Here is a 21,484-nt window from a genome sequence, read left to right as displayed (position 1 = left end):
AGCGTATGGGCTATACGTCAAGCCACGGCGGCCTGTTAACGACCACCGTTCAGGCTACCGTTTAGCGCTCGCTACGCGGGGTGACCTTACGCAGGGTCTCGCCGGTGTAGATCTGGCGCGGGCGGTTGATCTTGGTGTTGAGCTCAAGCTGCTCGCGGTACTGAGCAATCCAGCCCGGCAGGCGGCCGATGGCGAAGAGGACGGTGAAGAAGTCCGTCGGGAAGCCCATGGCGCGGTAGATCAGGCCGGTGTAGAAGTCGACGTTCGGGTAGAGCTTGCGGGAGACGAAGTAGTCGTCGTTCAGCGCAATCTCCTCGAGCTTCATAGCCAAGTCCAGCATCGGATCGCCACCGAGGTGATCGATGATCTCGTGAGCGGTGTCCTTGACGATGGCCGCGCGCGGGTCGTAGTTCTTGTATACGCGGTGGCCGAAGCCCATGAGGCGAACGCCCTTTTCCTTGTTCTTCACGCGGTTCATGAAGTCGGTTGCGTCACCACCGTGGTTGTTCTGGATATCCTCGAGCATCTCCAGAACAGCCTGGTTAGCGCCACCGTGCAGCGGGCCAGACAGGGCGTTGATACCACCGGCGATAGCAACGAACAGGTTGGCCTGAGCGGAGCCGATCATGCGGACAGTCGAGGTGGAGCAGTTCTGCTCGTGGTCAGCGTGCAGGATAAGGAGCTTATCCAGAGCCTTGGCCACGATCGGGTCGACCTCATAATCTTCAGTCGGGTAACCAAACATCATGCGCAGGAAGTTCTCGCGCGCGTTGAGCTTGTTATCCGGGTACATGTAGGGCTTACCCTGCGATGCGCGGTAAGCATAAGCGGCCAACATCGGCACCTTAGCCAGCAGGCGGACGGTTGCCTTATCCAGCTGCTCCTCATCCAGCGGGTTGAGCTGGTCCTGGTAGTAGGCGGAAAGAATGTTGAGGGAGGAGGCTAGAACAGCCATCGGGTGCGCGTTGCGCGGGAAGATGTTGAAGGCTGCCTTGAAGTCCTCATCCAACAGGGTGTGGTGACGGATCTCGGTGTTGAACTTGGACAGCTCATCCTCGGTGGGCAGGTGGCCCTTGATCAACAGGTAAGACACTTCGTTGAAGGTGGCGTTCTCAGCCAAGTCCGCGATGTCGTAACCGCGGTGGCGGAGGATGCCTTCCTCACCATTAATAAAGGTGATCTTGGATTCGGTAGAGCCGGTAGACGCATAGCCCGGGTCAAAGGTGACTAGGCCGGTCTCGTTACGGAGCTTGCCAATATCGAAGCCGGAGTCACCCTCCGTGGACTGCTTAATGTCCATCTCGTACTCGCCGCCGGGGTACTGCAGTACAACCTTGTTCTTTTCAGAAGCCACGTATATTCCTTTCCTCAATGTTCAACGCCGACCGCAGCCGGCGCGACAGTTCTAAACCTCTTCACACTCTAGCAAAATCTGTGACTCTGCCAACATTGGCAATCCTGGCAAAGTATCTAATGCGCGAACGAAATTAGGCTACACTGCCCACATGAGCAACTCAGAACTCGTCCTGCCAGCAGATCTCCTCCCTACCGACGGCCGCTTTGGCTGCGGCCCCTCGAAGGTCCGCCCCTCCCAAATTGAGGCAATCACCGCGGGTGCCAGCACCATCATTGGTACCTCGCACCGCAAGCCAGCCGTCAAGAACCTCGTCGGTTCCATCCGCGAAGGGCTTTCCGAGTTGTTTTCCCTGCCAGAGGGCTATGAAATTGTTCTCTCCCTTGGCGGTGCCACCGCGTTTTGGGACGCGGCGACTTTCGGCCTGATTGAGAAGAAATCCGCCCACCTCAGCTTCGGCGAATTCTCCTCTAAATTTGCTAAAGCCGCAGCCGCCGCCCCCTGGCTCGACGCCCCACTCGTCACCGAAGCCGAGGTCGGCACCGCACCTGATCCGAAGGCAGCCGATGCCGAAGGCGCCGACATCATCGCGTGGGCCCACAACGAAACTTCGACTGGCGCCATGGTTCCGGTGACCCGCCCCAACCCCGAAAACGCGGAGCAGCTCGTCGTCGTCGACGCCACGTCCGGCGCCGGCGGCCTGCCCGTGAATATGTCGGATGCCGACGTCTACTACTTCTCCCCGCAGAAGTGCTTCGCTTCCGACGGCGGCCTGTGGCTGGCAGCAATGTCCCCGGCAGCCCTGGAGCGCATCGAGAAGATCAACTCCTCCGATCGTTTCATCCCGGCCTTCCTCAACCTGCAGACTGCAGTGGACAACTCCCGCAAGAACCAGACCTACAACACCCCGGCTGTAGCCACGCTGCTCATGCTGGAGAACCAGGTTCAGTGGATGAACGCCAACGGCGGCCTCGACGGCATGGTCAAGCGCACCACGGAGAACTCCTACGTCCTGTACAAGTGGGCAGAGTCCCGCCCGGAGACCACCCCCTTCGTGGCCGAGCCTGCCGCACGTTCCCTCGTGGTGGGCACCATCGACTTCGAGGACTCCGTCGACGCAGCTGCGGTTGCCGCGACGCTGCGCGCCAACGGCATTCTCGACGTCGAGCCTTACCGCAAGCTGGGCCGCAACCAGCTGCGAGTGGGCCTGTTCCCGGCGATCGACTCTGCGGACGTCACCAAGCTCACCAAGGCTATCGATTACGTTTTGGACAACCGCTAGCCTTCGCCCGCCACTCCTTGCACCACGCAACAGCATTGATTGCACCTATGTGTTGAGTCATACAACATGCCCCGCGCTCTTGCCAGAGTTCGGGGCATGTTCTGGGTAAAGTGGATTTCATCACATGTCCGCTACCAGGCTAAGGAGCGCCATCATGCGCGAGATTTTCCTCGCACCCAGCGACTCAACTGACACCTCGCTCGTCCTCCGGGCCGAGGATGGTGAGGAGTTCTTCCTCGAGGTCACCGACGAGCTTCGCGAGCTTTTCGCTCCCGCCGACTCCGCCGACTCCGACTCCGCGAAAGAGGCATCCGACCACACCACGCACGAGGCCGGGGACGCCACCGACGATTCCTCCCCCACTTCTGCACAGGCTTCGCGCTCTGCTGGTTTGCACACCGTCATGCCATCTTCTGGTGGCTCTCCTTCCTCTCCGCAGACTCAGCACACGCAGCAGGCGCAAGAAATCCGCCTGCGCCCCAATGAGATTCAAGCCCGCATCCGCGCCGGTGCCAGCGCCGCTGAGATCGCCGAGGAGCTCGACGTTCCGGAATCCCGCATCGAGCCTTTCGCGCACCCGGTGCTTTTGGAGCGGGCGCGCATTGCGGACGTCGCCAAGCAGGCGCACCCCATCCGCGAGGATGGCCCAGCCAAGCTCACCCTGTGGGAAATCCTGGCCACCGCATTCGCCGCACGCGGGCACTCGCTGTCGGAGGCAACGTGGGATGCCTACCGCCATCAAGGTGAACCGTGGATCCTGCGCATCACGTGGAAGACGGGGCTTTCCGCCAACGAAGCGGAGTGGACCTTCAAGCAGACGATGTCCTCCCCGGCCACGGTGGAGGCACGCAATTCCGTGGCCGCAGACCTGACGGACCCGGACTTCGTGCAGCCGGTGCGTTCGCTGACCTCCGTGGGCCGTGGCGAGCGCTACGACGAAGCCATCGATGGGCGTGACTATGCCGAGGGCCGAGAGGTCAACGAGGACGCGCGCGCTGGAGCCCCCGGCGTGACGGAGTTGTCTTCGTACACCGGCAATGGCAATGAGAACACTGAGGCGGAGACTGACGTCAATGCCGAGCCTTCCGTGCTTCCCTCCCCGCGCGGTGGGGAGCACCCCGCCGAGACCGGCGCCGATGAAAAAGCAGATGCCCGCGACGAGGGCGCAGCGGCTCAACCGGAGGAGAAGGAAACGGGCGTAGACGAGAACTTCCTCCAGAACCCAGATCCGGAACCCAAGCCTGCCAAGCGCCGCCGCAAGGCCGTCACCCCGCACTGGGAAGATGTGCTGCTCGGCGTTCGTTCCTCTACCAAGCGCCCCCGCGATTAACGAGTAGCCTGCCGTGGATACCCAAAGCGCCGTTCTCACTCTCTGGTACGTCACCGCCGCCGATCCCTCCGAGGTTCTCCGCGGCGAGCCCAAGGCTGACCGCGGTTTCGGCCGCAAGTTTCTCGCTCAACTCAACCCCTCCCTACCGGTAACGCCTATCGGGCAGTTCCCCCTTAACCGTTCCGCCGAACCCGGCGCGAGCGAGTTCTACATCGGCGGCTACCCCGGTGTGGCCGTCGTGCAAACCATCATCCATGATGACCAGCTGATCCTCTCGCAGCTCTCCCGCACCTTGCGCGAGGCCGTGCCGGCAGAAGAGATTTACGCCTTCACCTCTAACCCAGAGTCTGGCTATGCCGGCTTTGCGCACTGGACGGGCAGCCGCCTGCGCCGCTCCCTGTGTGGAACGCGCTTTAACCTCTACGAGGATCATGGCCTGCCCGAAACCTTTGAGGCCCCCTACTGGGCCGGGGAGATGGACGAGCCCGCAGGTGGGATTGCCCTGCCCTTCGAGCCGCTCACCATCACCCAGGCAGCCCAGGAATTCTGGCTGGGCATCGAAGTGGGCGAGGACGGCCCAGACGTGGACGTCGTGGGCTATGCCACCGACGGCCGCCCCGAGCCCAAGGTCGATACTCCCCCACCGCGCCGCACCGTGGCTGAGGTGGCCACAACCTCAGTGGCGAAGCTGGGGCTCAACGATTATGACGACTACGAAGAGCACGACCTCGAGCCGGAATCCACCGGCGAAGAGATCGTCCGCACCGCCAAGCACCTCGGCGGGCTCGTGCGCCGCTATGCGGTGTCGACGTCTCGGAGCCTCTGGGAGCGCTGGCGCTCGTAGAAGGCAATGGCCGCCGACGTTGCCACGTTGAGGGAATCCGTGCCCTCCGCCATGGGGATACGCGCCCTCACATCGGTGGCGCGCATGGCATGCTCGGTCAGGCCTGGCCCCTCCGCACCAACCAGCAGCGCCACCTTATCCGCACCCTCCAGGGCGTCGGCGATGTGCACGGCCTCCGGATGCGGGGTCAGCGACACCAGCCTGAAGCCCTGGTCGCGCAGCTTCTCCAGCCCGCGCTGCCAGGTGGTAAAGCCGCCATCAAACCGAGCCCAGGGCAAACGCAGTACGTGCCCCATGGAAACGCGCACCGAGCGCCGGTAGAGCGGATCCGCAGCTCCCGAGCCTAAGAGGATGCCGTCGACATCCATGCCCGCGGCGTTGCGGAAGAGCGAGCCGATGTTCTCATGATCACCCACACCTTCCATGATGGCCAGGGTGCGAGCGCCCTCAATGACTTCATCCACGGTCCAGGCCTCTGCGCGGTCAGCCGCGGCAACCAGCCCACGGTGCATGTCGAAACCGGTGACCTCCCCCAACGTTGCTCGAGTGACCTGATAGACGGGAATATCGCCAACATCGTGGTTCGCTAGGAACGTGTCGAGCTTTCCTTCAAAGCCGATGATGCAGCGCACCGGGAATCGTGAGGCCAGCAGGCGCTCCACGCACAGTGGGCCCTCACCAAAAACGAAACCCTCGCCGGACTTGTCCGCGTGCTTGAGATCGCGGATATCGTCCAGGCGAGGGTCTGTGGGGTCATCGATGACAAAACGCATGGCCCCTAGTTTAGGCACAGGGCCACGTGTTCTCCCCAGGCGGGCTATGCCAGCAGCGAGCTGATGGGCTCCATGGCGAAGTAGACCACGAAGAGGGCGGCCACGAGCCACATGATCCAGTGCACCTTCTTGGCCTTGCCGGCAAAGGTAGCCATCAGGGCATAAGCGATGAAGCCCACACCAATACCGTTAGCAATGGAGTAAGTAAAGGGCATGACCACGATGGTGAGGAAGGCCGGAATGGCCTCCTCCATGCGGTTCCACTCGATGTCCTTGAGCTGTGCCGCCATCATCACGCCCACGACGACGAGGACGGGGGCCGCTGCCTCAATGGGCACGATCTCGTAGAGCGGGGTGAGGAACATGGCCAGCAAGAAGATCACACCGGTCACCACGTTGGCCAGGCCGGTGCGGGCACCGTCACCGATGCCGGCCGCCGAATCAGCAAACACCGTGTTGGAGGAGACCGAACCGGCGCCTCCGGCAACGGCGCCAAAGCCCTCAACCACCAGGGCGGTCTTCATGTTCGGAAGGTTGCCCTTCTCGTCCACGAGGTTGGCTTGCTTGCCCAGGCCGTTCATGGTGCCCATGGCGTCGAAGAAGTTGGTGAGCAGCAGGGTGAAGATCAGCAAGACCGTGGAGACCACGCCGAGTTTGGTAAAGGCGCTAATCGGATCGACCTGGCCCACAATCGAAAGATCCGGCAGACCACCCAAGGAACTGGGCACCTCCGGGGTAGCCATGCCCCAGTCCTCGGAACCGGTCAGCGCCTGAATGATCATGGCGATGATGGTGGTAATGACGATGCCAATGAACAGCCCGCCGCGAACCTGGCGGATGACGAAGAAGGCGGAGAGAATCAGGCCCACGACAAAGACGAAGGCCGGCCACGTAGCGATCGAGCCGTTAACGCCCAGGCTCACCGGAACAGTGGTCATCGCGGCATCCGGCACGCGGGTAACAAAGTGACCATCCACGAAACCGATGAGCGCGATGAACATACCAATGCCCACGCCCATCGCTGCCTTCATGGAGGCCGGGATGGCATCGAAGACGGCCTGGCGGAAGCCAGAGATGGCCAGCAGGACGATGATGATGCCTTCGATGACGACGAGGCCCATCGCCTCGCGCCATTCCAGGCCGTTGAGGGAAACCATCGTCACGGCGACGAAGGTGTTCATACCCAGGCCCGCAGCCATGGCGAACGGATAGCGGGCGATCATGCCGAAGGCGATGGTCATGACACCGGCCACCAATGCGGTGGCGGCGGCGACCTGCGGGATGCCCAGGGTGGTGCCGGCAGCGTCAGCGGACGTGCCCAGGATGAGAGGGTTGAGGAGGATGATGTAGGCCATCGCGAAGAACGAGACCACGCCGGCGCGGACCTCGGTTCCCACGGTGGATCCGCGTTCGGAAATCTTGAAATAGCGATCGATAGCTGCGTTCATCGTGAGAGAGCGCCCCTTCTATCTAGAGAAATGAAGTTTTACCTGCTAAGGGTGCTCCATCCAGGCACTAAAACGCAAACCCCGCACGCTGCGTCGTTGCTGCGTGCGGGGAGAAAGGCGAGCCTCTTAAAAGATCGGCTTCTCATCATCAAAGGGACGCTCCTGCTCCGATCCCTCCTCACGGATGGTCGTGCCGGAATGCGCACCGCACCCGTAGGTGGCGTGCACCACTTTCCCGTCCGCCGAGTATTCATTGGCACAGACGCCGTAATTAGGTATCAGCTCAAGACAGAAAGCACAGGTTTTGCACTGCAGCTGCGCCTGCGCTGCCATCTCCGAATTCGGCCCATACTTCTTGCGCCAGCGATCCTTAGCTTCCTTGAGGCCTGCCTCGGAAAGCTTCCCATCATCAAGCCTTTCATCACCGGGCGCGGGCGGCATGAGGTCGCCCGGGCCAAGGTCCCCTGGGCGCAGGCGCTCGGAATAGGGCACCCACTCGGGTGCTTGGAGGGCCTGGCCGCCGGGAACGAGCGCGACCTCGTTAACGGTCGGTGTGCGCGAGCCCTCCGCGCAGGCGACGACAGCATGCCACTCCCACCCCGGATAGCCCGGCACGTGGGCGTCGAAACGGTGAGTGGCCACGTTGCGGCCTACTCCGGCAACGCCGCGGTGCTTGCCGACGTCCCCCTCACCTACCTCTTCCACGGCCCGGCGCGCCAAGTCGACGGCGGTCGAATCGAGAAGCGGGGAATGCATCTTTTTCTTGCGAGTCACCCTCCCATTATTAATCACGCACCAAGCCATAGTGCACAATGACAGTCATGGCCCTCCCACACCTCACTCTCGCGTCTCGCGCACTAGCTGCAGCTCTCTCCGCCGGTGTTCTCCTCGCACCGCTTGCGTCGTGCTCCTCCCAACCCGCAGGCGATCACGCGGTGTCATCTGCCTCTTCGGCGTCATCTTCCTCGTCGATGGGGAGCGGTGGGACGTCGCCAAGCGCACGCTCCCCAGAACGCTTGGGCGTTACCGTCCTAGACACCGCACCCCTGCCGCCCGATACTTTTACCCAGGGGCTGGAGGTCGACCCCGATGGCAACCTGCTGATCGGCACCGGGCTCAACGGCAAGTCCCGCCTGCTGCGCCTCAGCCCGGGTGCAGAGGCCCCACAGGAAGAAACCTCGCTGGAAAGCTCATTCTTCGGAGAGGGAATCACGCAGACCAACGCCGGCATCTGGCAGCTGACCTGGAAATCCGGGACAGCTTTCCTGCGGGATTCCGCCACCTTTGAGGAACTGGACCGCGCTAGCTATGACGGCGAGGGATGGGGCCTGTGTAACGCGGGATCCGAACTCATCATGTCCGACGGCTCCGCCAAGCTGCGCCACCTCGATCCGAAGGCCTTCGCAGAGCTCGCCCCGCGCACCGAAGTCACCCTCGACGGCTCCCCCGTGGATAACATCAACGAGCTTGAGTGCGTCGATGGTGCGGTCTATGCCAACGTCTGGATGAGCGAGGATATCCTGCGCATCGACCCGGAATCCGGCGCTGTCACCGCCGTGATCGATACCGCAAACCTCAACCACTCCCCTTCTACGGATCCCAACGCCGTCCTCAACGGCATCGCCCGAATCCCGGGCACCGACGAGTTTTGGATCACCGGCAAGCTCTGGGATGAGCTGTACCGGGTGCGCTTCGAGTAGGATTCTCAGCCATGGCTACCGTGAAGCAAGCAAGGAAGAAGTCGCTGCTGCAGTTTCTGGCGCTCATTATCGCCGTGGCGGTCATCGTCGTGGCGGTGGTGCTGTTCCAAAAGTGGAGGAATGACCGCCCGGGCCCCGAGCCACAGGACGTCACCATCACGGCCACGGTGGGCTCCGACACCCTTGACGTTGCACCCTATAGCGTCTGCGAGCCTGGCACCGACTGCAAGGAAGGCGAGGTTCCCAACCTCACGGTGGGCCCCGATGACACCTTGAAGTTGGAGATCCCCGAGGCCATCTCTAACCACGAGTGGTCCGTGCTGTCCATCTATGATGACCCGGCCGCCAATGACAGCACCTCTCACGGCGCCAACGAGACCACCTCGCTGGACATCCCCGGCTCTGTACCGCCGATTGAGGCCTCCACCGGTGAGCGCCCCAAGCTGATGGTGGTGGAGATTTCTACGCTCATGATTGGCCACGATGCCAATGGCGAGGAGACCCCGATGCAGACGGTGTGGTCCCTGTCCACCATGACGGATGAAGAACTCAAGGAGTCCAAGGCCACGGGCGAAGCACCAGCTGAGAAGTAGCGCCCCTGTCCCACCGATCGACAAAGTGCCCTAGTTGCCAAACTTAGGGCTGATCATTGAAAAATCAGCCTAACTTTTGGCAACTAGGGCACTTTTCAGTCATCGGCCTACGAATGTAGGCCGCCCCTTAGCTATCCAAGTCCTTGGCAATAGCGCGCAGAATCTCAGCCACCTGACGGCCGGTTTTGCGCTCTGGGTAGCGGCCTTGGCTCAGCACGGGCTGCACTTGGGTTTCGAGCAACGTCATGACGTCGGAAAGCATGCTCGACAGCTCCTCCGGCTTGCGGGCCGGGGTACGGCGGCGCGGGGAATCAAGGACCTTCACGCGCAGCGCCTGCGGGCCGCGGCGGCCAGCAGCGAAGTCGAACTCGATTCGCTGGCCTTGATACAGCTCATCAACGCCCTTGGGCAGCACGTTGCGACTAACGTAGACGTCTTCATCGCCAGGGTTGCTGACAAAGCCGAAGCCCTTGTCCGCGTCATACCACTTCACTTTGCCGATAGGCATGGTTCTTCACTCACTTTCTTTCCGTCTCTCCTCTTTAGAAAGCTTAGGCGCTGCCATGCACCAGGCCTGTAGGCCGCAAGCATTCCGGGACGAGGAGGCGCGGCGTAATTAATACCGAAGCGGCCGCGCGGAGGAACTATCCGTGGAACTTATAAAGAGATACATCTTAACCTCCCCACGCTCCGCCAGAGAAACTTGCCCCAGAGTTCACCCCATCAACCACACCCATAACACGTGTGACGTAGCTAACATTCCCGCCGCGAACAGGGGAAACATAGATAAATCGGCATGATTGTTACCGTTTTGGAGCATTTAACGTGACTGTTTCGTTATAAACCGCTACTCTTTCCCACAGGCACTTCGGCCGCCGGCCGTGGAAGTCTCGCCCCAGACACAGTCCGGGCTTCCACTAGGCGGCCGCATATGATGTGCATGACTATGAACATCAACTGCAAGACATTATGCCGGACTGGGCATCATCTGGGCGCGAGAAAGCAAGAACAACCTAGAGAAGGAATACTTTAATGGGACGCCACTCCGCTAAGAACAAGTCCATCGCCACCAAGTTTGCCGCCTCCACCGTTGCCGTGGGTGCCGCCGCAGCCATCATGGCACCGAACGCTGCCGCTGCACCGGATTCCGATTGGGACCGCCTCGCGCAGTGCGAGTCCGGCGGCAACTGGGCCATCAACACCGGCAACGGTTACCACGGCGGCCTGCAGTTCAACGCTCAGACCTGGCAGGCCTACGGCGGCGGTGAGTTCGCTCCGACCGCTAACCTGGCAACCCGCGAGCAGCAGATCGTTGTTGCTGAGCGCACCCTGGCACAGCAGGGTTGGGGCGCATGGCCGGCTTGCTCCGCAAGCCTGGGCCTGAACTCCGCCCCGACCCCGCGTGATGCAAGCGCAGCCGCAGCCCCGGCCGAGGAGAAGACCGCTCCGGAGGCTCCGGCTGACGCCCCGCAGGCCGTTCAGGAGGCCGCTGAGGAGCCCACCGATGAGCTGGCTTCCGACGCCCTCTACTCCCTCATCCAGGACACCGCCACCCAGTACGGCCTGACGATTCCGGCCTCCTTCACCGAGCAGTACAAGGCAAATCGCCACGACTTCAACGCCTTCTACTCCGCCAACCGCCACGTCATCGACCCGCTGGCACAGGTTCTGGCTGCACGCTAAGCAGCGCGCCGCGCCGTGCAAGCACGGCACATCGAGGCAAACTCTAACTACATAAAACAGAAGAGACCAGCTGGAGGAAATCCAGCTGGTCTCTTCTGTTTTGCCTTGACCTCAACCGCGGCGGTGCCCTCAGCGCGCAAGCTATCGAATACACTGCTGGACGGTTTCAAAACCCAGGCGAAATAGTCATCCACGTTTTCGGCGCGCGCGACGCCGCCAGCGCCCGTACCATGTCCCCATGGAACAACGCTATTCCGCATTTGCTGGTACCCCGACTGAGCGCTTCGAAAATGCTGTCCGCGCCGACTTTAAAACAGACCACCTGATCACAGAACAAAACGTCAACTCAATTGCGTTTTTCATCACCTTCCGCCCCGACGGCAGCTTCCAGTACACCAACCTCGCTGAAATCGGTGACAAGAAAGAGAACCTATTCACCGAGACTCTTCGCTACAGCGAGTACAACGAAGTTGCCCATGCCAAGCTCCTCGTGGACCTCTACCCCAAAACTCACTGGTTGCGCCTCGAGAACAACGGTGGCGATACACCGCCCGAGGACGCCCCTGAATGGGTAGCCACCACACTGACCGCGTACTACGACCGCAAGATGGGCACCTTTGAATACTCCTTGCAGGACCACCTCACGAAAGAAGAGGTACCGAAGAAGAAGGAGGACTTGCGCGAGGAAGGCCTGCGCGTAAGGAAGAAGGCGATCTCGGCGGCCCAGATGGGTGGCTTCTTTTCCCCCTTACGGTTAATGGGTATGCCCAATGCAGAAATCGATTACCTCGACGGAACGGAAGCAGAGCTCGATCCGTATTTTGGCCAGCTCTACGAAGCCCTGGGAACAGAGCTCAGTGAATCTGCCGGGACGTGGGATGCCTCCCTTATTCACTTCGTCGTGGTCAACGGCGCCAAAGGCATAGCGTTGCGCCAGGTGGATCCGGTCCTCTACCGCAAGGACGGGGTCTACACCAACGCGGTTTTCTCCCGCACCACACTAGAGAAGCCGGCCGTTGAGCTCGTGCGCGCCGCGTCGCGCGGAATGGACTTTGACGTGGCCGTTGTGTGGGTAAAGGTAGACCGCGAAACCGAGAAGTTTAGAGGCGGCATCCTCTGGAACGCCACAGCCGTTCCCTATATCATGACGCCACTCACGTGGGTAAACATTGCGAATACATTCTTCCCCTTCGAGGAAGAGTTTCAGAAGCAGAATACAGAGGCTCCGGAGGAGCAGGCTTAGGCTTTCCAGGCAGCTACCAACACGTATAGCCCCACCGAGGAGAACATTCTCGGAGGGGCTGAAAGCCGGCCGCCGGCTGAAAGGCCGCGGCCTCACCACACATGAATGCGCAGCTATCTGCGCAGCCGATTAGTGGTTGATGCGGGTGTACGGGTGTACGTAGTTCAGCTTCTCTGCCGGCATCGGCAGAATCAGATCGTCACCATACGGGCTGGATGCGCCAGCAAACGGTGCAGTGATCTCAGTAATGACGTGCTCGCGGGGGCTGTTCTTCGGCCAAGCCGGGGATACGAAGCCTTTGTTCTCATTCGACATGCTCCTCATTATTCCAAACCCCGCGGCAAAAAGTAACTCAAAGAAGCAACAAGTGCCCCATCCCTCCCCCATCTAAAAAATTTCTCTAGCTACAACGACTAGGGCGTTGGTCCATCGCACGAAAGCGGTAAACGTCTCTGTTAAACAGCAAACCGTACGCGACGGTTACACCGCGAGCGCTGAACTGCTCGACCGCTCAAGCCAGCCGCCGGCTGCACGGCGATGAGACGCATATCTACGCATTAAAGCCCATGCGCTGTCGAACAAGCTGGCAAAGCAGAGCAAGCACGGCCACCGCCGCCGCAGAGCCGCACAGAACAATCGGCGCCGCATGCGCAGCGACCAACAGTGAACCGATGGTCGCCCCCAGGGCTGAGCCCAGATAGTTCGCCGAAGCATTCGCAGCCACAGCCGTAGCACCATCGGTAGGATTCGTCTGAAGCAGAACATGTTGCTGAGGCGCGAGAGATGCCCAACCACACAATCCCCAAATGAACAAACTCCCCACCAGTACTTCTGGAATCTCACTTTGGCTCATGCCGGCAAGTGCACATGCAAGGACAGCGAGGATGACAGAACTCAAGCGAAGGGGATTAAACCTGTCCACGAGCCTCCCGATTCCTAACGCCCCGACCGCCCCGCCGAGCCCCCAAATCCAAATCGCCATGTTCTGATGCGAAGCAAGACTTCCCGCGGAAAGAACGACTGCCAGGTAGGTGTAAAGCCCCAAAGAACTGACACCTGTCAGTAGTGTCACAGTTACTGTGAGGAGATTCTTTGGTCGCGCTATGGATCGCAGCCGTTCAGCGGGGGCTGAGGCTGGAATTGCTGGCAGTTCACCGCCACGCAGCGCGATGCCTGCCAGCGCTGCGCCACCGATGATCACGATCAACAGGATCGCAGCTCGCCAGCCCCAACGCTGCGCCAGGGCCAAGCCGACAGGGACGCCGAACACAGTACCGACCGCCAATCCAGCAAGCACCAGCGCCACCGCGCGCCCTCGACGTTGCTGTCCCACGATTTCGGCGGCGACTGCGGACGACAGCGGCGAGTAGACGCCTGCTGCTGCACCAGCCACCACACGAGTGACCAGAAAGAATCCCACTGTCGGCGAAAGCGCCGTAGCCAAGTTCGCCACAGTAAACACCAGCAAGGTGGCAAGAAGGCTGCTCCGTGACCTCTGCCCAGCTCGCCCTGCCAGCAAGGGCCCCACGATCGCGTACGAGCCCGTGAAAGCCGCAACGCCCAGCCCGACCGTGGCTTCCTTTGCACCGAGGGAAGTTGCAATGAATGGAAGGAGACCCGCGACGACGTATGCATCCAAGCCGAGCGCTACGCTACCTAGGACAAAAGGCCATAGCCGATGCATCATGACTGATCCACCCCATAACCTGCGTTGGCGATTGCCGTTGCAAGCACTCCCGGGAAAAGTTGGTCTAGGTCTTCGCGCCGCAACCGGATCAAACACGCACGACCCGCACTCCGAGTCCACGTCACCCCTGCTTCCCGCAACATGCGCGTGTGATACGTCAGCGTCGACCGCGGCAAATCGTCCGCCAGCTCCAAACTGTCATGCTCTTCCCCGTCTGCTAACCGGCGGATCATCTCCAGCCTCGTAGGGTCGCTCAAGGCAGCAAACACGCCAACCAAAGTGATTTCGTCAGTACCCGGATGGCGGTAAACGCGAGGTGACATTAAACCTCCAAAAATTGTGCAGTAATTCTTGCACAATAATCGTACAACAATTGTTGCACAGTCGCAGTGGCCCGCTAGCCCCTCAATCAACTTCTAAGCCAGTGCAGTGGTTTCCTCTGTTTCAGGACGGTCCAAACTTGCTCTTCACCGAAGCACTAAGCTTGAGTGCCATCATGACCTCCCCCTCAAACCGCGCCCACCTCACCGAGAGCTACCGCGAATGGCTCAGCCAACTACCCGCTGAAGACTTACGCGCCCTGCTGAGCAACCGCAGCGATGTTCTCTCCCCCGCGCCGAGGGACTTCGACGCGCTGGCCTCGCGCCTGACACTTCCGATGCATGTCGCGGATGCCTTGGCGGCAAGCAACGCCGAGCAGCTCGCTGCCTTGGAGGACATCGCACAACGCGGCGGCGAGGTCGACATGGTGGAAGACACCAACCCCACAATCACGAAACAGCTCAAGGAGCGCGGCCTCGTCTTCGGTGACGCACCGCAGGTACGCATCGTCACCGCGGTGATGGGCTCGCTTCCCACCGGCTGGTCGCTGCGCAACCAAGTCGAGTTCGATGAAAAGGACCTAGCCACGCTTGCTCCCGAAGAGCGCCGAGTCCTCGATGCCTTAAGCACTAGCGACGGCATGGGCTATACCACCGACACCGAGCCAGACATCAACTCCGAGGATCCTGCCAAGCGCCTGCTGGCCAAGGGCTTCTTGGAGCGTATCAACGCTCACTCGGTGCGCCTGCCGCACTCGCTTGCCCGCCTGCTGGCTGGTGATACCACCCCGCCCATTCCCACCACCCCCTCGGGGCGCGCCGGAACCCCGGAGCCGGATACCAAGGCGGATGACGCCGGTGCCGCAGCTGGCCTGGAAGCCGTGCGCGGCATGGAGCGGCTTATCGAGTTGCTTGGAAGCCATCCGGTAGCGCTGCTCAAGGATTCTTCGGTCGGCGTTCGCCCCCTCAACCAGCTGGCCAAGGATCTCGCTCTGGAGAAGGAGGAGGTCGCGCGACTCATCTGTTTGGGCCACCACGCTAGGCTTCTCCACCGTGGCGAGCCGGATGGCCTGGAAGGACACTTCCTCGCCCCGACCACCGGGTCCCAGGAATGGCTCGGGGCCGATCTCGGGGAGAAGTGGCGCATTCTTCTCGACGCCTGGCGTACCTCCCCCTGGGCCAGCTGGGCTGAGACCCGGGTGCTCGCGGAGGATAGCCTCGTGCGCCGCCTGCCGCGCTTCCGCGCTTTCGTTCTCGGCGTCTATGCACACTCCGCAGTCGCGCTGAATGACGATGAGTTCTGGGAGGATCTGCGCTTTCGCTCCCCACTCTTTGCCAGCCACACGCGCACGGTGACCATTGAGCAACTGCGCGCCGAAGCCGAATGGATCGGTGCTATAGCGCTGGGCAAGGCTACCCGCGTGCTGGGTGATTCCGCCGCGGCCGCCAGCCTCGTCCCCGATACCGTCAGCGAATTCATCATCCAACAAGATCTCACCGTCCTCGTGCCCGGACCCCTCGAGCCAGACACGCACCGTACCCTCGCCTCCCTGGCGGACCTCGAATCCCCAGGCCTGGCCAGCGTGTACCGCATCAGCGAGTCCACCATTCGCCGCGGTATGGACCATGGGCTCACCGCCCAGGAAATGACCGACTTTTTGGAAAAGCATTGCCCGACGGGCGTGCCGCAGGCGTTGGAGTTTGCCATCGGGGACGTCGCCAAGCGCCATGGCACCCTCCGCAGCGGGCCGGCGATCTCATACCTGCGCAGCGAGGACCCCGCGCTCCTGGAGCTCGCCGTCGCATCCGTTCCCGATCTGCGCTTGCTCGCGCCCACCGTCGCGATATCGCAGCTGCGCGTGGGCGAGCTGCTGGAGAAGATGCGAGCAAAGGGCCTATCCCCCACCCCGGAGGATGAATCCGGCGCTTCCCTTACCGTCGCCCCCGAGCCCTACCTTTTGCCCACGCCCCGCACGAAGCCGCGCAAGCGCGAGCCCGCCTCGGTGGAGCAGGCGCTTCAGGCTTTGCAGAAGTCGGCGCAGGACCCGAGCCAACACCAGGAGGAGGAGCCGGATCCGCTCACCCTGGCCCGCGCCGCCGCGCGCTTCCACGCCGATATCGTGATTTCCTATGCCGATAAAAGCGGCGATATCCGCACCGTGACCGTGACACCACTCTCCGTTGAGGGCGGCTACATTGATGCCCTAGGCACCGCGGGCAAGCCCGTGCGTTTCCCGGTTCACCGCATTTCCTCCGTCCGCTTCGCCGACAGGGATTAAGCCCTTCCCTGACGCACAGAGTAGAAAGGCCCCAGACATGCCCGGACCGCTCATCGTCCAATCGGACAAGACTGTCCTCCTCGAGGTGGATCACCCGCAGGCCAACGAGGCCCGCGCAGCGCTCGCTCCTTTTGCCGAGCTGGAGCGCGCGCCCGAGCACATCCACACCTATCGCATCACCCCACTGGCGCTGTGGAATGCGCGTGCCGCCGGGCACGATGCTGAGCAAGTCGTCGACGTCTTAGAGAACTACTCCCGCTTCCCGGTGCCGCAGGCACTGCTGATCGACGTCGCCGAGACCATGTCGCGCTACGGCCGCGTGCGCCTGCTGGCCCACCCAGCCCACGGTCTCATCCTCGAATCGGACGAGCCCGTCATCCTCGAAGAGCTCACGCGCACCAAGAAAGTCAGCGAGTTGCTGGGCCCGCGCATCGATGACAGCACTATCGCCGTTCCACCCTCCGCGCGCGGGCGCCTCAAACAAGAGCTGCTTAAAGCCAGCTGGCCCGCCGATGACCGCGCCGGCTACGTCGACGGCGAATCCCATCCCATCGCGCTGAGTACGGAGGAGGTGGACTGGCAGCTTCGCGATTATCAGCAGTACGCCGCCGATTCCTTCTGGTCCGGTGGCTCCGGCATCGTGGTCCTGCCCTGTGGCGCGGGCAAAACCATCGTGGGTGCTGCCGCCATGGCTAAAGCACAGGCCACCACGCTCATCCTCGTGACCAACACCGTAGCTGGGCGCCAATGGCGCGATGAGCTGCTGCGCCGCACCAGCCTCACGCCGGAGGAGATTGGTGAGTACTCGGGGGAGAAGAAGGAAATCAAGCCGATTACCATCGCCACCTACCAGGTGGTCACCCGCAAGACCAAGGGCGAATACCGCGCGCTCGAGCTCTTCGATTCCCATGACTGGGGCCTTATTATCTACGACGAAGTGCACCTCCTGCCGGCCCCAGTTTTCCGAATGACCTCCGACCTGCAATCGCGCCGCCGCTTAGGACTGACCGCCACACTCATCCGCGAGGACGGCCGCGAAGGCGATGTCTTTTCGCTCATCGGTCCCAAGCGATATGACGCACCGTGGAAGGAACTGGAATCCGCCGGCTACATCGCCACCGCGGACTGCGTCGAGGTGCGCGTGGACATGACGCAGGAGGAGCGCCTGCTCTATGCCACGGCACAGGCGCGGGAGAGGTATAGGATTGCGGCGTCGGCAAGCGCTAAGCTGCGGGCCGTCGACAAGCTGCTAAAGAAGCATGCAGGTCAGCAAGCACTCATCATCGGCGCCTACGTGGACCAGCTGGAGGAGCTCGGTGAGCACCTCAGCGCGCCCGTCATCGACGGCAAGACCTCCACCGCCAAACGCGAAAAGCTCTTCCAGCAATTCCGCGAGGGCGAGCTTCCCACCCTGGTGGTCTCCAAGGTCGCGAACTTCTCCATCGATCTCCCCGAAGCCGCCCTGGCCATCCAGGTTTCCGGCACCTTCGGCTCCCGTCAGGAGGAAGCCCAGCGCCTAGGTCGCCTGCTGCGTCCGAAGAAGGACGGGCAGGAGGCCACCTTCTACACATTGGTGGCGCGCGAATCGATCGATGCGGAATACGCCATGCACCGCCAGCGCTTTTTGGCCGAGCAAGGTTATGCCTACCGGCTGGTGGACGAAGTAGACTTGTGAGCTGATGAAGATTTTCAAGTTTGACGTCAACGAAGACTTTGCCAAGAAGAACAACGAGCTCCTGCGTGATTCCTCGCGCCTGCGCAATTCCGGCCTCATCATGGGCTTGGTTCTTATCCTCGGTGCCCTCGCCGTTTACTTGGGCATGGATGCCGTCTGGCGCATCACGCTGGCCGTCGGCATGGTGCTCTTCGGAATCTTTTGCGCCGTTGTTGGCATCATGGCCTCAAGCAAGGTCGGCACGGCACAAAAGCTCTATGACTCTTATCCGCTTGCCCCGGCCGTCGTCGCGGAGGTCAACGAGCGCGACATGGTCCTCATGGCCTTGGTAAACACCAATGTTGACCCGAAGGCGCCGCCGCGGTGGGGCGCATGCCTGCGCACGGTCACGAGCATTCCAGGCATCAAGCGCACCGTGGGAACTAAGGTCCCGGTGGCCGCTGTTTCCGGCCAGCGCAGCAGCAGCGATAAAGACCATTGGCAGCAGATCACCCCGATGCCAATTGCTTGGGGCACCCCGGATGCGGAGACCGTGACGATTGCACGCAAGTCCATTCCGGAGGATCAGTGGCAGCGCCTGGAGCGCGCACGCAAGCGTCTGACTGACGTCAAGGCTACGAAGTACGATCTGTTGGTGCTCTAAATGACTGTTCACAGGCTTGAAGAATTTGGCGAAACCATCTTTGCCACCATGACCGCGCTTGCTGTGGAGCATGACGCGGTGAACTTGGGCCAGGGTTTCCCCGATAGCGATGGCCCACAGCGCATGCTGGAGATTGCCCAGGAGAATATCGCCGGCGGCAACAACCAATACGCTCCCCTACGCGGGGTCCCAGAACTGGTCGACGCCATCGCGGAGGCCTACTCCGTGCCGCAGGACCACGTCGTGGTCACCGCCGGTGCTACCGAGGCCATCACCGCAACAGTCTTGGGCCTCGTGGAGCCCGGCCAGGAGGTCATCGTCCTCGAGCCTTATTACGACGCCTATATCGCCGCCATCGCGCTTGCCGACGCCACCCGCATCCCCGTCCCCTTGAAGGAATCCGGCAACAGCTGGGATATCGACGTTGCTGCGGTACGTGCGGCCGTGACCGATAAGACCGCCATGGTCATCATCAATACCCCGCACAACCCGACCGGCTCGGTCTTCTCCCGCGAGGCACTCACCGAGCTTGCCGAGCTCTGCGTGGAGAAGGACCTCCGCGTGTTGGCCGATGAAGTCTACGAAAACCTCACCTTCGGCACCGCCGAGCACGTCAGCATCGCCTCCCTGCCGGGGATGGCCGAGCGCACCGTCACGGTGTCTTCTGCCGCCAAATCCTTCAACTGCACCGGCTGGAAGACCGGCTGGGCCATTGCGGAGCCTAAGCTTCTCGACGGCGTCATCAAAGCCAAGCAGTTCACCACCTTCGTCTCCACCACGCCCTTCCAGCCCGCCGTGGCGCATGCCCTGCGTTATGAACAAGAATGGCTGGACGGCATGGTGTCTGAGCTTGCAGAGTGCCGCGGCATCCTAGTGGAAGGGCTAGAAAACTTGGGCTTCCACGTCCACGACACCGGCGGCACCTACTACGTGGTTGCCGATGTCTCCCCCACCGGAATGACCGGCGTGGACTTCTGCATGCAGCTGCCCGCAACAAAGGGCGTGGCAGCCATCCCGCTGGCCGCCTTCACGGACAACCCAGAGCCGTGGAAGTCCAAGGTTCGCTTTGCCTTCTGCAAGCGTCCGGAGATCATCCGCGAAGCGGTGCGCCGTATGATGCACAATTGCTAGAAAAGCTCTCCGGGGCTTTATCACCAGCGTCCCCGACCGGAACGGGGCAAACTCTGTATTGTGGCTCACATGTCACAGCAACATTATGAATACGGCTTTGGCTCTCCCACGGAGAGATTCGAGCTGGCGGTACGTCATTCATTCGTCACAGACCCAACCATCAAAGAGCAGAACGTCGAGTCCATTACCTTCTTCGCCGTCTGGCAAAAGGCCGCCGGGTTTATCTACGTCAATGTCGCTGAAATCACGGGTGCACCACCCTTTGACAGGGTTCTGCGTTATAGCGAAGCACACGAACGCATTCACCAGAATCTGTTGCTAGACCTCTTTCCGCCCAACTTTGCGGGTGAACTGCATGGCCTGCAGCAAGCACAGGAGGCTTTCAACGCAAGTAACATCGTGGCAACGTTGCTGGCCGTGCGCTATGACTACAAGCTGGATAGCTTTACGTATGACCGGAAAGACTACCCCGACCACTACACTCCGCCGAGTAGCCTCGAGGAGCTCTCTCCCATTGCACAGGATTTGAAAGACCAGAGCCACAAGAACGCACAATCTGGCCAGTTCTCCTACCCGGCTTTGGACTACGCCATACCACCCGCAGCCTATGGGAATGGCACCAACGGCGACGATGGTAGCTTAGTCAAGCAACTCATCAACGACGTCAAACCATCCATTCAGCTTTTCAACCAGACCTCCAGTGGAGACTGGGACGGTTTCGCCATGAACTTTGTCGTGCGCAAGGCAACGGGAGGTACCTCCCTCCGCCAAGTTGATGCGATCTTCTGCTGGAATAACGGCAGCTATCGCATCGCCTCTATCCCTCGCCGCGAGGTCCACAACAGTGCAGTTGCGCTCATCGAGCAACAGTCCTACGGGCAAGAATTCGAACTAGCGGTCATCCGCCTCAAATACCGTCAAAAGGACGGCTTTGCACTGAGAATCGAGTGGAACGGTGAGGCTATCCCATTTGTTGGTTCTCCGTTGAACAGCAAGAGCTTGGTCCATAACGAATGGCCCTTGTAATGGGAGTCCGCGGCAATACCACCTAGTTGCTGCTCGCGTTGGGAAAACGAGAAGGAGACCGTTAAAGCAGTGATGGTGCTTTAACGGTCTCTTCGTTGTTTGTATTGAGTTGTTTGTTGTTGTTTGGTGTCGGCGGTTTCTTACTCTCCCACAACCTCCCGGTTGCAGTACCATCAGCGTTAGCAGGCTTAGCTTCCGGGTTCGGAATGGGACCGGGCGTTTCCCTGCTGCTATAGGCCACCGACAAACACTTAGGGCAACGTCTGGTTGCTGGTGTTGTGTCAGATACTGTGTAGTGGACGCGAACACGGCAGTGTGATTAATTTACTGTTGTGTTTGTTGTTGACACACCCTAAAGAATGGGTGTGTGTGTTTGTTTTGGTCTATTAGTACCAGTAGCCTTCACACCTTGCGGTGCGTCCAGGTCTGGCCTATCAACCCCATCGTCTTTGGGGGACCTCAAATGAAACCTC

The 21,484-nt window shown here is 61.1% G+C and carries 20 protein-coding genes and 2 rRNA genes; 12 read left to right on the top strand and 10 right to left on the bottom strand.

All coding sequences use genetic code 11. The annotated features are described in order from the left end of the window. Positions 1-61: 61 nt before the first annotated feature. Positions 62-1,354, bottom strand: coding sequence for a citrate synthase (locus M5J06_RS12260; RefSeq protein WP_083303809.1), 1,293 nt, complete (start codon positions 1,352-1,354; stop codon positions 62-64). Between the two features lie 151 nt (positions 1,355-1,505). On the opposite strand from M5J06_RS12260, the gene serC reads away from it, so the two are divergent. The 3 genes from serC (at position 1,506) to M5J06_RS12245 (ending at position 4,810) form a co-directional block, all read left to right on the top strand. Then, positions 1,506-2,636 carry a phosphoserine transaminase gene (serC, locus tag M5J06_RS12255; protein WP_250224771.1) on the top strand — a complete coding sequence of 377 codons (1,131 nt, stop codon included), beginning with the start codon at positions 1,506-1,508 and terminating at the stop codon, positions 2,634-2,636. Between the two features lie 154 nt (positions 2,637-2,790). Continuing rightward, on the top strand, positions 2,791-3,966 hold the full coding sequence (gene sepH, locus M5J06_RS12250; RefSeq protein WP_239248583.1) for a septation protein SepH: 1,176 nt from the start codon (positions 2,791-2,793) through the stop codon (positions 3,964-3,966). A gap of 13 nt (positions 3,967-3,979) precedes the next feature. Then, on the top strand, positions 3,980-4,810 hold the full coding sequence (locus M5J06_RS12245; RefSeq protein ID WP_070531585.1) for a DUF6928 family protein: 831 nt from the start codon (positions 3,980-3,982) through the stop codon (positions 4,808-4,810). Here M5J06_RS12245 and M5J06_RS12240 read toward each other — a convergent pair. The 3 genes from M5J06_RS12240 to M5J06_RS12230 form a co-directional block, all read right to left on the bottom strand. Beyond that, positions 4,762-5,583: a TrmH family RNA methyltransferase gene (locus tag M5J06_RS12240; RefSeq protein WP_143335465.1), complete on the bottom strand. Its 822-nt coding sequence runs from the start codon at positions 5,581-5,583 to the stop codon at positions 4,762-4,764. The two genes, M5J06_RS12245 and M5J06_RS12240, sit on opposite strands and share 49 nt — an antisense overlap. Before the next feature lie 44 nt (positions 5,584-5,627). Further along, positions 5,628-7,031 carry an NCS2 family permease gene (locus M5J06_RS12235; RefSeq protein ID WP_070624531.1) on the bottom strand — a complete coding sequence of 468 codons (1,404 nt, stop codon included), beginning with the start codon at positions 7,029-7,031 and terminating at the stop codon, positions 5,628-5,630. Between the two features lie 126 nt (positions 7,032-7,157). After that, the gene (locus M5J06_RS12230) at positions 7,158-7,787 is read right to left on the bottom strand and encodes a DUF3027 domain-containing protein (protein WP_367615204.1); all 630 of its coding nucleotides are present in this window, start codon (positions 7,785-7,787) and stop codon (positions 7,158-7,160) included. Positions 7,788-7,843: 56 nt separating this feature from the next. On the opposite strand from M5J06_RS12230, the gene M5J06_RS12225 reads away from it, so the two are divergent. Together M5J06_RS12225 and M5J06_RS12220 are read left to right on the top strand one after the other, a co-directional pair. Further along, entirely contained in the window at positions 7,844-8,731 is an 888-nt protein-coding gene (locus M5J06_RS12225) for a glutaminyl-peptide cyclotransferase (protein WP_437177595.1), read from the top strand. An 11-nt stretch (positions 8,732-8,742) separates the two neighbouring features. Further along, positions 8,743-9,324 carry a DUF2771 domain-containing protein gene (locus M5J06_RS12220; protein ID WP_070531576.1) on the top strand — a complete coding sequence of 194 codons (582 nt, stop codon included), beginning with the start codon at positions 8,743-8,745 and terminating at the stop codon, positions 9,322-9,324. 127 nt (positions 9,325-9,451) lie between these two features. On the opposite strand, the gene M5J06_RS12215 is transcribed toward M5J06_RS12220, so the two are convergent. Then, entirely contained in the window at positions 9,452-9,832 is a 381-nt protein-coding gene (locus M5J06_RS12215; RefSeq protein ID WP_070624533.1) for a cold-shock protein, read from the bottom strand. Between the two features lie 524 nt (positions 9,833-10,356). Between M5J06_RS12215 and M5J06_RS12210 the strand changes: the two genes are divergently transcribed. Next, positions 10,357-11,007 (top strand): resuscitation-promoting factor Rpf1 domain-containing protein, encoded by a 651-nt coding sequence (locus tag M5J06_RS12210; RefSeq protein ID WP_070523053.1) that lies wholly within the window; start codon positions 10,357-10,359, stop codon positions 11,005-11,007. A gap of 238 nt (positions 11,008-11,245) precedes the next feature. After that, entirely contained in the window at positions 11,246-12,250 is a 1,005-nt protein-coding gene (locus M5J06_RS12205) for a hypothetical protein (RefSeq protein WP_250224768.1), read from the top strand. 129 nt (positions 12,251-12,379) lie between these two features. Here M5J06_RS12205 and M5J06_RS12200 read toward each other — a convergent pair whose 3' ends face one another. The 3 genes from M5J06_RS12200 to M5J06_RS12190 form a co-directional block, all read right to left on the bottom strand. After that, positions 12,380-12,565: a hypothetical protein gene (locus M5J06_RS12200; protein WP_250224767.1), complete on the bottom strand. Its 186-nt coding sequence runs from the start codon at positions 12,563-12,565 to the stop codon at positions 12,380-12,382. 235 nt (positions 12,566-12,800) lie between these two features. Continuing rightward, positions 12,801-13,937: an MFS transporter gene (locus tag M5J06_RS12195; RefSeq protein ID WP_154762451.1), complete on the bottom strand. Its 1,137-nt coding sequence runs from the start codon at positions 13,935-13,937 to the stop codon at positions 12,801-12,803. Next, on the bottom strand, positions 13,934-14,260 hold the full coding sequence (locus M5J06_RS12190) for an ArsR/SmtB family transcription factor (RefSeq protein WP_144269159.1): 327 nt from the start codon (positions 14,258-14,260) through the stop codon (positions 13,934-13,936). Before M5J06_RS12190 ends, M5J06_RS12195 begins: the two co-directional genes overlap by 4 nt. Positions 14,261-14,433: 173 nt before the next feature. Between M5J06_RS12190 and M5J06_RS12185 the strand changes: the two genes are divergently transcribed. The 5 genes from M5J06_RS12185 to M5J06_RS12165 all read left to right on the top strand — a co-directional run bounded on the left by M5J06_RS12185 (position 14,434) and on the right by M5J06_RS12165 (position 21,011). Then, positions 14,434-16,536, top strand: a complete 2,103-nt coding sequence (locus tag M5J06_RS12185) for a helicase-associated domain-containing protein (RefSeq protein WP_250224766.1) — start codon at positions 14,434-14,436, stop codon at positions 16,534-16,536. A 37-nt stretch (positions 16,537-16,573) separates the two neighbouring features. Next, positions 16,574-18,211, top strand: coding sequence for a DNA repair helicase XPB (locus tag M5J06_RS12180; RefSeq protein ID WP_250224765.1), 1,638 nt, complete (start codon positions 16,574-16,576; stop codon positions 18,209-18,211). 4 nt (positions 18,212-18,215) lie between these two features. Next, a complete protein-coding gene (locus M5J06_RS12175; RefSeq protein WP_070531568.1) occupies positions 18,216-18,854 on the top strand; it encodes a DUF3239 domain-containing protein in 639 nt (212 codons plus the stop codon). After that, positions 18,855-19,985 carry an aminotransferase class I/II-fold pyridoxal phosphate-dependent enzyme gene (locus M5J06_RS12170; protein WP_250224764.1) on the top strand — a complete coding sequence of 377 codons (1,131 nt, stop codon included), beginning with the start codon at positions 18,855-18,857 and terminating at the stop codon, positions 19,983-19,985. 69 nt (positions 19,986-20,054) lie between these two features. Next, complete coding sequence (locus M5J06_RS12165; protein WP_250224763.1) at positions 20,055-21,011, top strand: hypothetical protein; 957 nt, start codon at positions 20,055-20,057, stop codon at positions 21,009-21,011. Between the two features lie 127 nt (positions 21,012-21,138). Here the strand turns inward: M5J06_RS12165 and rrf are convergent. Further along, positions 21,139-21,256: ribosomal RNA gene (gene rrf, locus M5J06_RS12160) — 5S ribosomal RNA — on the bottom strand. Between the two features lie 120 nt (positions 21,257-21,376). After that, positions 21,377-21,484 (bottom strand): 23S ribosomal RNA (locus M5J06_RS12155); the annotation flags it as partial.

The organism is Corynebacterium intestinale (assembly GCF_023574125.1).
Lineage (GTDB): Bacteria > Actinomycetota > Actinomycetes > Mycobacteriales > Mycobacteriaceae > Corynebacterium > Corynebacterium hesseae.
Note: the sequence above shows the minus strand (reverse complement) of the source record. Positions and strands in the feature narration are given on the sequence as shown.

Excerpts from the sequence above, each read along its gene's own strand:
- serC (WP_250224771.1), top strand. The coding sequence starts at position 1,506 with ATGAGCAACTCAGAACTCGTCCTGCCAGCAGATCTCCTCCCTACCGAC.
- sepH (WP_239248583.1), top strand. The coding sequence starts at position 2,791 with ATGCGCGAGATTTTCCTCGCACCCAGCGACTCAACTGACACCTCGCTC.
- M5J06_RS12240 (WP_143335465.1), bottom strand. The coding sequence starts at position 5,583 with ATGCGTTTTGTCATCGATGACCCCACAGACCCTCGCCTGGACGATATC.
- M5J06_RS12235 (WP_070624531.1), bottom strand. The coding sequence starts at position 7,031 with ATGAACGCAGCTATCGATCGCTATTTCAAGATTTCCGAACGCGGATCC.
- M5J06_RS12230 (WP_367615204.1), bottom strand. The coding sequence starts at position 7,787 with ATGCATTCCCCGCTTCTCGATTCGACCGCCGTCGACTTGGCGCGCCGG.
- M5J06_RS12225 (WP_437177595.1), top strand. The coding sequence starts at position 7,844 with ATGACAGTCATGGCCCTCCCACACCTCACTCTCGCGTCTCGCGCACTA.
- M5J06_RS12220 (WP_070531576.1), top strand. The coding sequence starts at position 8,743 with ATGGCTACCGTGAAGCAAGCAAGGAAGAAGTCGCTGCTGCAGTTTCTG.
- M5J06_RS12215 (WP_070624533.1), bottom strand. The coding sequence starts at position 9,832 with ATGCCTATCGGCAAAGTGAAGTGGTATGACGCGGACAAGGGCTTCGGC.
- M5J06_RS12210 (WP_070523053.1), top strand. The coding sequence starts at position 10,357 with ATGGGACGCCACTCCGCTAAGAACAAGTCCATCGCCACCAAGTTTGCC.
- M5J06_RS12205 (WP_250224768.1), top strand. The coding sequence starts at position 11,246 with ATGGAACAACGCTATTCCGCATTTGCTGGTACCCCGACTGAGCGCTTC.
- M5J06_RS12200 (WP_250224767.1), bottom strand. The coding sequence starts at position 12,565 with ATGTCGAATGAGAACAAAGGCTTCGTATCCCCGGCTTGGCCGAAGAAC.
- M5J06_RS12195 (WP_154762451.1), bottom strand. The coding sequence starts at position 13,937 with ATGATGCATCGGCTATGGCCTTTTGTCCTAGGTAGCGTAGCGCTCGGC.
- M5J06_RS12190 (WP_144269159.1), bottom strand. The coding sequence starts at position 14,260 with ATGTCACCTCGCGTTTACCGCCATCCGGGTACTGACGAAATCACTTTG.
- M5J06_RS12185 (WP_250224766.1), top strand. The coding sequence starts at position 14,434 with ATGACCTCCCCCTCAAACCGCGCCCACCTCACCGAGAGCTACCGCGAA.
- M5J06_RS12180 (WP_250224765.1), top strand. The coding sequence starts at position 16,574 with ATGCCCGGACCGCTCATCGTCCAATCGGACAAGACTGTCCTCCTCGAG.
- M5J06_RS12175 (WP_070531568.1), top strand. The coding sequence starts at position 18,216 with ATGAAGATTTTCAAGTTTGACGTCAACGAAGACTTTGCCAAGAAGAAC.
- M5J06_RS12170 (WP_250224764.1), top strand. The coding sequence starts at position 18,855 with ATGACTGTTCACAGGCTTGAAGAATTTGGCGAAACCATCTTTGCCACC.
- M5J06_RS12165 (WP_250224763.1), top strand. The coding sequence starts at position 20,055 with ATGTCACAGCAACATTATGAATACGGCTTTGGCTCTCCCACGGAGAGA.